This window comes from Microbacterium sp. LjRoot205 (assembly GCF_056175745.1).
The window spans coordinates 158636-169997 of record NZ_JBGFFH010000006.1 but is presented as its reverse complement, the minus strand read 5'-3'; the positions used below and the strand labels follow the sequence as shown (position 1 = coordinate 169997).

General features: G+C 63.3%; 9 protein-coding genes. 4 read left to right on the top strand and 5 right to left on the bottom strand.

What is annotated here, in order from left to right:
* Positions 1–4 precede the first annotated feature (4 nt).
* Together AC04ME_RS13405 and AC04ME_RS13400 are read right to left on the bottom strand one after the other, a co-directional pair.
* The gene (locus tag AC04ME_RS13405; protein ID WP_475435422.1) at positions 5–1627 is read right to left on the bottom strand and encodes a DUF6119 family protein; all 1623 of its coding nucleotides are present in this window, start codon (positions 1625–1627) and stop codon (positions 5–7) included.
* A gap of 270 nt (positions 1628–1897) precedes the next feature.
* Positions 1898–4825 (bottom strand): hypothetical protein, encoded by a 2928-nt coding sequence (locus AC04ME_RS13400; protein WP_475435420.1) that lies wholly within the window; start codon positions 4823–4825, stop codon positions 1898–1900.
* A gap of 1070 nt (positions 4826–5895) precedes the next feature.
* Between AC04ME_RS13400 and AC04ME_RS13395 the strand changes: the two genes are divergently transcribed.
* The 4 genes from AC04ME_RS13395 to AC04ME_RS13380 all read left to right on the top strand — a co-directional run bounded on the left by AC04ME_RS13395 (position 5896) and on the right by AC04ME_RS13380 (position 8576).
* On the top strand, positions 5896–6426 hold the full coding sequence (locus AC04ME_RS13395) for an HNH endonuclease (protein ID WP_475435439.1): 531 nt from the start codon (positions 5896–5898) through the stop codon (positions 6424–6426).
* Between the two features lie 63 nt (positions 6427–6489).
* Positions 6490–6687 carry a hypothetical protein gene (locus AC04ME_RS13390; protein WP_475435418.1) on the top strand — a complete coding sequence of 66 codons (198 nt, stop codon included), beginning with the start codon at positions 6490–6492 and terminating at the stop codon, positions 6685–6687.
* Positions 6687–7292 (top strand): hypothetical protein, encoded by a 606-nt coding sequence (locus AC04ME_RS13385; protein WP_475435416.1) that lies wholly within the window; start codon positions 6687–6689, stop codon positions 7290–7292. Before AC04ME_RS13390 ends, AC04ME_RS13385 begins: the two co-directional genes overlap by 1 nt.
* A 228-nt stretch (positions 7293–7520) precedes the next feature.
* Positions 7521–8576, top strand: a complete 1056-nt coding sequence (locus tag AC04ME_RS13380; RefSeq protein WP_475435414.1) for a hypothetical protein — start codon at positions 7521–7523, stop codon at positions 8574–8576.
* Here the strand turns inward: AC04ME_RS13380 and AC04ME_RS13375 are convergent.
* Genes AC04ME_RS13375 through AC04ME_RS13365 form a run of 3 tightly spaced genes read right to left on the bottom strand, consistent with a single transcriptional unit; the run spans position 8573 to position 11306 of the window.
* The gene (locus AC04ME_RS13375; protein WP_475435412.1) at positions 8573–9421 is read right to left on the bottom strand and encodes a DNA-processing protein DprA; all 849 of its coding nucleotides are present in this window, start codon (positions 9419–9421) and stop codon (positions 8573–8575) included. The two genes, AC04ME_RS13380 and AC04ME_RS13375, sit on opposite strands and share 4 nt — an antisense overlap.
* Positions 9418–10947 carry a YifB family Mg chelatase-like AAA ATPase gene (locus AC04ME_RS13370; RefSeq protein WP_475435410.1) on the bottom strand — a complete coding sequence of 510 codons (1530 nt, stop codon included), beginning with the start codon at positions 10945–10947 and terminating at the stop codon, positions 9418–9420. The genes AC04ME_RS13375 and AC04ME_RS13370 overlap by 4 nt, the downstream gene beginning before the upstream one ends.
* Positions 10944–11306, bottom strand: a complete 363-nt coding sequence (locus AC04ME_RS13365; RefSeq protein ID WP_042541662.1) for a YraN family protein — start codon at positions 11304–11306, stop codon at positions 10944–10946. The genes AC04ME_RS13370 and AC04ME_RS13365 overlap by 4 nt, the downstream gene beginning before the upstream one ends.
* Positions 11307–11362 lie beyond the last annotated feature (56 nt).

Here is an 11362-nt window from a genome sequence, read left to right as displayed (position 1 = left end):
GGCTCTAAACGTGGTCGATACTGACCACGCGAACCTCGATGCCGCGACCTTCCAGCTCATCGAAAACACGAACGAGTGACACCTTGCTGAAGCTAAAGAGATCGTCTGGCGTGATCGACTGGCCGACCTTCTTCGCACGCACGGCGTAGATGACCTTCTTCGGCTTCGCACCAACCAGGTCAGGGTCTCCCCCACGCTCTTTCACTCGCTGTTTGAGCTTCTTGCGCGCTTCCTCGTCGTGTTGCAAGGCGTGTGCGGAATTGGCTCCCTGCGAGAACAGGTGACTGAGCGGTGCGGACGAGGTCGCTGACTTGACGTGTACGTAGACGTCATTGTCGGTGATCAGATCGCTGGGCTCGAACCCACGCTTGTTCTGCGTCGTCTGCACTAGCTTGCGATCCATGAGAACAGCGTTCAGAGCCTTCGCAGCTTTCTTGTTGTACTCGGCTTCGTCGTCAGCGTTTACCCAGGCCGGCAATGTCAAACCAGCAGGTTCGGCGAAGATCCTCTTGACCCGATCATCGAGTTGCTTCGCGTAGTTCAGGTCCATCTCGAACCACTGCCCGTTATGGAGGAAGTAGCGACGCTGGGCTTCCTCCTTCTCGAAGGCCACCCACTTGCGCAACGGAATTTCAGTGCTGATGGCGTTGTCCCCTTCAGCATCTGAGAACAACTGGACAGCGATCGTATCCAGCTTGCCGACGTCGTTACCCTTCATCAGCTTGAGGAGTAGTTCCTTCGTCGGAGTGTCGGGTTGCACCAAGAGCATTCCGCCTCGCTTGACGCGAAACGATTCGGGCGGTTGGTTCTCGCTCAAATTCTCGTGAGGCCAAGCGACGGCAATTTGGGATGTGTCGAGCGTCTTCTGCAACTCCGCCTCAAGGTGCGCCTCCAACTTGTCGTGAACCGCGGTTTTCTTCTTTACGGGTACCAGTTGCTCCAGCACCTCAAGCTCGGGACGCGGCTTCTGGGTGAGGAGGGAGTCGAGGACCTTCAGGTCAGCTAGCAAGGCTGTCGGAGTCAGTCCAAGCGGAACAGAGACAGCGTCGGCTCCCCTGACCCGAAAGAACTTGTTGATGGTCAGCCCCTTGATTTCGRCCTTACCGACAACGCGGGTGACCAGTTCTCCAAAGCCGCCGATGCCGAACCCCGTCAGCCCCGACCCGGCTGGAATAGAAGAACGGTCGACCTTCGCTCGCTCGTCAAGAACTGTTCGAGTCAGCGAGCTCAGAAGGTCCGGATCAACCGACCTGAGCGCGAGACGCTGGCCGAATGCGCCGTCAACAAGACTCTGATCCAAGAACAACCACCCCATCCCCCAGCAGAGGGCCCATGTTGGCGCTGTCTTATCATCAGTGAGCCTGAGAAGTAGAACGCCTGCCGCGGTAGTGTTCGCTGTCGTCACAGTTGCGCCTGTCAGCTGGTGGACGCGAGCAGCCCACTTCACAGTCCCACCCGCTCCGATAGGCCCGTGGATCATCACAGCGTCTCGGGGCCCGACCTTGCACTTGTCAGTGGTAATCGCCGCATCATTTCGATACTTGGCCTTGACGGCGTCCTCTAGATTTTTTGTGTGCCGCAAGCGATACAGCGTCGTTGCTTGCGCAGCTGCTTTTGGTCGAGCCATACAATCCCCCCTTTGGAACACGCCCGTCATTGGGCGAACAGCCTTATCCTGGCAGTATTCAGGCTTCCCGCAGCGTCGACGCGCTTAGGTCCGCGTGACCGCCGCCAAGGGGCAGACTCGCTGAGGCGAACGCGCCAATGCCGTGTGTTCGCCGCGCCAGGAGCATATAGATCGCGGAGGGACAAGGCGGTGCTCCATCCGAGCGGCGACGTGCTGTTAGCGACCAACAACGCCGGCGGCACCGCGGTGGCTGTCGGCCTGAACGAGGCCTCACGCTGGACCGAGAGGTTGACGGTCTATATCGAAGTCTGAGCCGTCCGTCACTGCCCCTCGTGTATGACTCACCGTTTGCGCGACGTATCTGACCAGAGGGTCAGGGTCTCCACCGAGTTCTTCAAGAAGGCTGTTAGGCGCCGCGGGATTCAGGCTGACCAATAAGGCGAGGTCGAGGCTTCGATTGGCAAGATTCCTGAGCGTATCGACGGGGGTTCCTTCATTGAAACCGATCGACTTCAAGACGTCCGCGTCAGCCTCAGAGGCGAGTGATGCCAGAACCTCGGGTGGAGTTTTCGGGTTCGCAGCTACCACTCGCCGCACCTGAACGCTCCGTCGCTCACCGCCGAGGAAGGCAAGTACGTCCGGTGTTGCAGCAGGGCTGTAGGCGGCGTCCATGCGCACCTTTGCATGCTTGCTCGCTGCCATCTGATGAATCTGCTCTGGGGTGAGGGATGCCGGCTGTGGCCTGTCCGCACGAGCACGCTCAGCCTCCGGTGGCTCCTTCGACGAGGTCTCCGCGGCGGCGTCCCGCACGCGCTGGTCGTCGTCAGCGAGCAGCATCGTCAACAGCTCAGCGGGCGTGTTCTCGTTTATGGCCGCGCTCGCACGCACGCGTGCGTCGTCATCCCGCGCGAGCAGGTCCAAGCTGGCAAGGGGTGCTCTCAGGTGTTGGGCGATGGCCAGCCGCACGTCCTCCTCCACGTCACTGGTTAGTCGTTTCAAGGCGGCCGAGGGTGCTTTAACATTCTCCGCGCATGCTTGGCGCACAGCGGCGGATGTGCTCTTTGAGAGTCGAAGGATCGTGGCACCTGCCGTTCTCGGGTGTCCAGCAGCGAAGACTCGGTCCTCGGTGCGCCCCCTCGATAGCCGGTCTAGAGCTGCTTCCACCATGCCGCTGAGGGAGGACAGGTCTTCACGCCGGGAGATCGTTGCTATCGATTCTTGGAGGTTGTCTTCTTTGCTGCGTCCCAGCATGGTTCGGGCGATGTCGAGCGCGTCGGCCGACAACGTCGACGGGTTGTCGACGACAGCACGTCTGACGTCGGGAGATCGATCGCGCCCGAGACGGCGGAGTGTGTCGGCCGATGCGCTTGGGTTGAGGGCCACATCAAGGCGCACGGCGGTGAGGCGGTCAGATGCGAGCGCATCCAGCACTGCGGCGGGGGTCGCTGAGGACATCGCGAACCATTCGCGTGCTTCCACAAACCGAGTGGTCTGCATGCGCTCCTCCACCGCCGCCCTCGAGGATGCCGGCAGTGAACCGTTGACCAGCAGAGCGGTCAGTGCTTTCGGGGATGCCTCGTCGATGATCGAAGCAAGTGACTCCGGCGCCGTCAGAGGGTGGCCCGCGATGAGTTCGAGTATGACGCGGTCGCGCTCCGCTGCATTGATTTGTGACCCACGGACGGCATCACCGCCGCCCAGAAAGATCATGCGACGGTCGCGAGAGGCCGCCATTTCGCTGAGAAGAACACGAACATGTGCCCCTGAAGCAGTGTCGGGAAGAACAATGCACGTCCGTTCAAGAGTGCGCAGACGAATATCTGGATCCGGATCTTCGAGGAGCATTCGAAGGATCGCTTCATCATCGACAGGCAGGCTGCCCGCCGCCAACATACGTAGGTACGGCGGGCGATCATGTCGCAACAAATCCGTGGTGATCTCGGGCGGCAGACCGTACCTCAACGCCGCGGGAATGCAGACCGACCGGCCTTGACGGAACGCCCACACCTGGCTCGGCGCCGGAAGTGACAAACGCCACGCGCGATCATCGAACGCTGTCAGGTTGTCCGTCGTCCGACCACCACTCGCCAGCTTCGCGACGACGTCGTACAGCCACGCAAAGTCCAGTGCTTCGTCAGACCGACGCGGCACGACGTCGATTGACGCGGCACACTCATCCCGAACAACGGCCTGTTGCGCAGTGGCAGTGACACCACCACCCCAGGCCGAACCGATAGCCGATGGGACGGCCGAAACCGGTGCTCCCGGGTTCGAGGCCACGGCCCGACGCACACCCACGCTTGAGTCGTTCTCGAGCACCGCGAGCACATCCGCTGGGGCCGCCTCATTTCGAGCGACGCCTTCCCTGACACGCGCGAGCCGATCATGCGCGAGGATGCGAACCGACTGTTCGGGCGTGACAACATTGCGGCCTACACGGAACCGAATATCGGGGTCCGCACTCCGAGCGAGCTCGGTGAGCATCACGAACGGGGTGTGCCGATTCTCGGCGAGAAGTTGGTGACGACGACGCTCCGTGATCGGGACGGACGTGGCCAGCGCGCTGCCTTTCAATGCCCGCGAGAGTCCTTCTCGCAGCGAGGGCAGAAGCTCGTCAGGGTCTCCGCTGAGCAGCTCCTCCAGCGACCATGTCGGTGTGAGGCCCTGGCGCGGGAGCCAGACACCGATCGAGCGGATATGCAACTCATCGTTGAGGTCAAGGAGCACATACCCGAGGAGCTGACGGAGGAAGTCGCGGAGCTTTGGAACGCTCAGCGAACCGTAAACCTTGCAGTCGATGAGTGTCTCTCCGACGAGCCAGTCGGCGTCAGCGCCTCCAACGAGCGCCGCTCCGGGGAACGAAGGGTTGGGCGCGAAACGTTTGCCTGCGGTGATCTGCTCACGCCACGCTGTCAACTGATGTCGTCCCGCAGCTTCCAGGGAACCGATCTCGAAGACGACGGACGGGTCGATCGCGTCGACGAATTCCTGACCGTCCGCGGCACGGTCACACGCGTCACCGACTGATCCAATCAGCCCTTTCGCGCCCACCCGGTAGACGGGCTCCAAATAGCCAAGCACGACGGACGCCCGGTCAAAGTCAGTGTGATCCCGGGGGTTCACGAGAAGGCGCTGCGCGACGTCGAATGCGCCGCTCAGCACTGCTGCGCGATGGGCGCCATTCTTGACGCTGTCCACGTACGCGGGTAGAAGGATTCGGCCGATTGCTGCAGCCGAGTCGGTTGGATCGAACCCGCCGAGAGCGATGCGGGCACGGAAATCGAACGCAGTGCCAACCAGCTGGTTCGGGAGACCCGGACGCGCGGGCACCAGCGCAGGGGCTCCGGCGAGCGTCGTTAGGCCCAACGCATCCGCGACGCTGCGCGCACCAATCCCCTGCCTCTGGATACCCGCGATTCGCGGCGACGCCCCGTCGAGATACGCCCGAAGCGGTGAGTCGGGGTCGTCCAGGAGTTTCGTGAAACTCACAGTTCCCCCAATTCTCGGCTCGCTAGAACCCTACCGATGCGACACGTCGCCTCAGCTTTGTCAGCGTACGCACATTTGTGTTGCGAGGGACTGCCACGAGAGGAGCGCGCATGGAGGTACTGATTCTCGCGGTTGAACGCGCTGCGCTCGCATCCATGCGGTGACTTGTCGCGGACAGGTCGCGTTGCGCGAGAGCAGCTTCCGTTGACCGGTCGGCGGAGGCGTTGCCGCTACGAAGGAGTTCCGCGGGTGTCATCCGCTGCGACGCCGCGCGTTTCGTTGCTGGGCTCATACCGGCTGAGGGCTGAGTCGTAGGGGAATGTGACTCACGGCCAGCGCACATCATCAGCAGATCACGAGCCCACGCGAACGTCGCTCTGGGCTCGTGAGATCCTTGCCATCATGGAGCTCGAGACCCCGACTAAACCGCGGGAGATGCATGCATGGGCCCTGGCAGCTGACGCAGCCGGGAAGCCGCCTTGCGAGTTCGTCGAAGCCGGGCATCTGGGTCCGGGCGTAGTCCCTTTCGAGCCGAACAATGGTCAGGGCGTGGCACGCTTCGCCACCTCTCGGGGTCTCCGCACTGATGCGCAGTCGTGGCTCCCGAGAGACGGTGGCGGACGTTCATTGAGGAGGGTTGGGTGAGGCGGGAAATCCACGAGCTCAGCGTCAGTGCGGACGTGTGGTATAGCAGTGTATTGACCTCGGCTACGACAGCGCTGCCAGAGTCAGTCGACTACGCGCGTCGGCTTCTGGAGCCCATCGCTGGCGAAGTGTGGATGGGGAGGTTGTCCCTCCACGCTGGGAGCAGCGTTCCCGGCACTGGGGTGAGCTCACGTCCGGTCTCTGATCGCACACGGGCGGAAGTCTTCCTTCGCGACGGCTTCGTCTGCTCGTATTGCGGTGGCCGGACGATCCCTCGCTGCATCCTTGTCGCAATCAGCGACGTGTTCCCTGACGAGTTGCCTTACCACCCCCACTATCGTCGCGGCACCGTCCATCCCGTCTATTGGGCGCTTGCGCCGGAGGCTGATCATGTTGTCGCCCACTCCAGTGGCGGGTCGAGCGAGGCGGGGAACCTCACAACCTTGCATGCGATGTGCAACACGCGAAAGTCGAGCCTCGCTGCTGATGCTCTTCCAGTGATTACGCGTCGTCCGCATGACGTCAAGTGGGATGGTCTGCTGTCGCGCTATGCCGATATTGTCGCCGCGGGTGAGACTGTGGGGCGTCGACATTCCGCACCCGACTACCATCGAGCCTGGTTACGTCGCTTCGGTCGACTGGTTGATACCGCACGCATCGTCTAGAGCGTCATCGGACTCGGGTTGCCCTGGTGTTAGATGAGGGTGACCGCCCGAAGGAGCTCAACTGTGCCACTTATTCCACAACAAACCATCGTCGTCGTGACGGGCCCGTACGACCTCAAGCGCGGTCAGGAGCCGGTGCAGGCTGCGGCGGAGAAGCTGCAGGAAGCCCTCTCGAACTATCCGCCCTGCCGGATTGTGAGTGTGACAGGGTCAGGGATTTTGCACGGCTATTCACTGACTGCGGTCGTGGAGACGGTCTGATGGACGAAGAGCGCCCTTACGACCAACGTCCGGCTGCTCGACCGTTGCAGCCGCCGCCTTCACCTGCCTTGGCCACCGCGGATGAAGCTCCTCCCCTTCAAGCGAAGAAGCGCGTCATGGGGCCGCTGTTCAGCATTGTTGGGTTAGCGGCAGCAGTCGTCGGTGTCATCCTCATCGTGAACCTGAACCGGGAGTTAGCACCGGAAGCTGCCACTCCGAAGTGTGACGACGCATTCGCTGCGGCCAGCAGCGCAATGGACCAGCACTACGCCACGCATCCCCTGTTTGGTGCGGAGTACGACGCGATCTATGCCGACGGCGCCGTCACTGACGAAGAGCAAGTAACCCTCGACGCGATGCTCGCCGACGAAGAAGCACGATTCGTTGCGCTGATCGATCCGATCTATGACGCGTGCTCCGGAGTTGAGGACTTGTATGCAGGAGGTTTCGCTCACCGAGAGGATGCCGATTGGGCGCTCGTTGACGTTGAGTCGATGAGTCGCGAGGAAATCAAGGCCGGTTTCATTTTCTCGCATTGCTACGAGAAGGAGGCACGGCCCGCATGCTCAGACTTCGTTCTCGAGGACTGGAACCGCAAGCTCTGACGATGACAAGGATCTAGTTAGCGGGCTTGCGCTCATCCCGAGCACCTAACGTCGCACATCCGCGTGAGGGGCGCCGGGGCGGCACTCTCAGTGATGCGGGGCCCTCGGCGTAGCTCGCCGACGCTACTCTGATGGAGTGGTCTCGAACATCTTCCTGCACCTACTCCGTCAGGAGACTCGCTTCCAGCGGACACGCGTCGCAGGGGCAGCGAGCGGCGGGCAGAGCCGGTGAGCACAGAGTCTGAGGCCGTCGCCGAGATCACGAAGATCATGAACCGCTGCAGTCGCCTCGAGGCGATCATCGAGAGCTTCGACCGTGTGCCGCTGACTGATGGGCACATCGATGTGTATGACTCGGCGAGAAAGGCGAACGCGAACTGGCGCGCACGTGTCCCGGTCCAGGTGAAGGGTCGAGTCGCTACGCGCCGAGCACCCTTGTCCTATCCGCTGCAGACTCACGTGCTCCGCGCACACCAGAACAACAACGGGGTCCTACTCTTCGTCGTCGACATCGACCAACGAAGCGAAAAGAACGACCCGAAGTACGCCGTCCTCACACCGTTCGAGATCCGACGGATTCTGGACCTTGTGCCCGAGGACCAAAAAACCGTGTCAGTCGCGCTCATGAAACTTCCCAGGCTTCCTCAAGATATCGAGCGCATCGTCGATGTCGCGGTAGCCGGAACCCGTCAGAATCCACTGCAGCGCAACACCATGCGAGTCTTCGAGACGATGAAGAAGATCACGCTATTTACGGTCGAGGAGCCGATCTTCCGCGAGCCCAGAAGCCTCACCCCTGGTGACACCGTCTTCGCGATGGAAATCACTACAGAAACCGGTGACCGAGTGCCTGTCGATGGGGGCATCGAAGTGGTGCCGCAGGACTATATGCCCCGCGACGGCCGCGTCAGGATCTCGTCAGGAGCCGCTGTCTTCGAAAGGGCGACCGTACAACGCCTCACGCCTGTCACCTCGCGCATCACCCTCGACGGAGGTCTCTCGCTGGACCTGGGAGAAACGTCAGCGAACCCCGATCTTGAGGTCACTGTCGAGTTCTCAAGCAACTTCGCCGCGCGCAAACGGACCATCGAGTTCCTCGTCGGCCTCGTCGACAGCGACGAGCTGCACATCGGAGACCGCGTGCTACGCCATCACGGTCTCTCCGCGGAAAAGATCGCGGAGACAGAAGAGCTCCGCGATCATCTCGCCTTCCTTCAACGCCTCGACGAGCTCAAGCTGACCAATACATGCGCACCTGTCTCGCCTAAGCAAACTTCGCTCTAGCTTTGGTAGTACTTTCTCAGCAGCCCAGGTTGTCCAGCAGTGTTCAACGATCCGCTTCGCCATCCTGCCTCCACGACCACCGTCGCGTCGCTCACCGCAGCGATGAGTCTGTTGCGCGACAGGAACCGCCACTTCGTCGGCGCAGTGCCGCACGGGACCTCGCTCACCACGGCGCCGGTCTCGACGATTCGGCGAAGAAGCTGCTGATGGCCCTGAGGATACGCTCGGTCGACCCCACCGGCGAGGAACGCGACCGTCTTTCCGCCGACTCCGAGTGCGGCACGGTGACCTGCGCCGTCGATGCCGTACGCTCCCCCGGACACCACGACCGCGCCACCTGCGGCCAGCTCGCCGGCGAAGTCACCCGCGAGCATCTCGCCGTATGCGCTCGCGGCGCGGGCTCCGACGATCGCGACTCTGGGGGCCGCGCTCAGCAGCCGCGGGTCACCGCGCACCCAGAGAACGGCCGGCGCATGCACCCCGAGGTCGTCGAGAGAAGTCGGCCAGTGAGCATCACCCGGAATCAGAAGTCGGGCTCCGACGTCCCTGGCGCCGCGCAGCGCATCGACCACGCTCCGCGCGTCGGCTCGGGTCTTCCACCGCGCCCGCCCGTCGGCGAGTGCCCGGCTGCTGACTTCTGGGCCCGCCGCGTTCCCGGCGCCCAATGCGAGCCGGAGCGCGTCCGAAGCACCGAGCTCTTCGATGAGCGCCCCGGCCACACCATCGCCCGGCTCGGTGAGGACCGACCAAGACACCCGGGCGAGCGCCTCCACCGCACCTCCGGAGGGCCTGAGCTGTTCGAGCGACTCTCGGACACCGGCGTCACCTGTGAGTGACTCGATCATGATGCGTACCCCGTCTTGAGAAACAGCGCCTGGCCCACTTCGTCGCGTCCCGGCCTGTCGAGTCCAGCGAGATCGGCCATCGTCCACGCCAGCCGCAGCACCCTGTCGTAGCCGCGCAATGTGRGCGTCCCCCGCTCGAGAGCCCGGTCCAGCGGCGCCCGTGCATCGGCTGGGATGCGCAGATCGAGCTGTCTCAGCCGAGCGCCGGGCACTTCGCTGTTTCGAAGCCATGGGGTTCCCCGCCATCGCGCACAGGCTCGCTCTCGCGCCTCGATGACCAGCGCACGAGCGATCTCGCTCGTCATTCCGGTGCGGTCCCCCACCATCGCCTGCGAGGCGGAAACCCGAGAGACGTGCAGCTCGACATCTATGCGGTCTCGCAGCGGACCCGAGAGTCTCGTCGAGTATCTCCGGATCGCCAACGACGGGCACACACACTCCGCGCCACGAACCCCGTAGTTGCCGCACGGACAGGGATTGAGCGCCACGATGAGCTGGAACCTCGCTGGAAACAGAGCCGTGATCCCCGCTCGACTCACTTCGATCACACCCGACTCGAGCGGTTGTCGCATCGCGTCGAGCGCCACTCTCGAGAACTCCGCCGCTTCGTCGAGGAAGAGCACACCCCTGTGCGCCCGAGAGATCGCCCCGGGGCGCACAGACCTCGTTCCACCTCCGACGAGCGCCGCGACCGATGCACTGTGATGCGGCGACTCCAGCGGCGGCATCACGTCGAGAGCCTGCACCGACTCGCCCGTGAGCGAGYGGATCGACGCCACCTCGAGCGCTTCGTCTTCGGTAAGACTCGGAAGGATGCCAGGCAGCCGTCGTGCGAGCATGGTCTTCCCTGCCCCCGGCGGGCCGCTGAGCATCATGTGGTGTCCTCCCGCCGCGGCGACGATCAGCGCACGCACGGCGTTCTCCTGCCCCACGACGTCGGCGAGGTCCAACTCTTCGGGACGCTCGCGCGCAATCGCTGCGGCCGCGACCGGATCCGCCTCGAGCACGTCGACCTCTGCACCATGCCACACCGCCACCTGCGAGAGGCTCGCCGCAGGGCGCACCTCGATTCCCGGCACGAGCCTCGCCTCGGCCTCGTTGCCCCAGGGGACGATCACGGTGTCGAAACCCGCGCGTGCAGCAGCGAACACCGACGGCAGCACTCCGGGAACGGGCCGGAGCCGACCATCGAGCCCGAGCTCACCGAGATGCACCACGCGGGCGATGGACCGGCTCGACAGCGCTCCCCCGGCTGCCAGCGCAGCGACGGCGATGCTGAGGTCGAAGCCCGCTCCCTGCTTGGGGAGGCTCGCGGGCGAGAGGTTCACCGTCAGTCGACGACGCGGAAGATCGAGCGCGGTGTTCTTGCACGCGTTGTGGACCCGCTGAACAGCTTCGCCGAGTGATTTGTCGGGCAGCCCGATGATCTTGAAATCGGGCGTCTGATTCGAGATGTCCGCTTCGACTTCGACCATGTGTCCATCGACCCCGGTGAGCGCGACCGCCCAGGTGCGAGCCGTCTTCACGACACGTCCACGAGGTGTTCGAGGGTGCTGTGCGCGGGGTCAGCGCCGATGATCCCGATCGCCTCGATCCGGATCATGAGGCCGCCGGCCTGGTCGGGATGATCGGCGGCCCACGCATGGGCCAGTTGCCACAACCGGCGTACCTTGCGGGCGTCCACCGCTTCGAACGGGTGCCCGTGAGCGATGGTGCGTCTTGTCTTGACCTCTACGACTGCCAGATGGCGGCCGCGACAGGCGACGATGTCGATCTCGCCCTGCGCACATCGCCAGTTGCGGTCGAGCACCTCATATCCGATGCCCGTCAGGTATCGAACCGCCTGCTCTTCACCGTGTCTACCGAGCTCGTCTTTCGCTGCCATGGTGACAGCCTGTCGAGCGCCCGCGCCGATCAGCGCTCCGAATGAGCCGCAGCCCC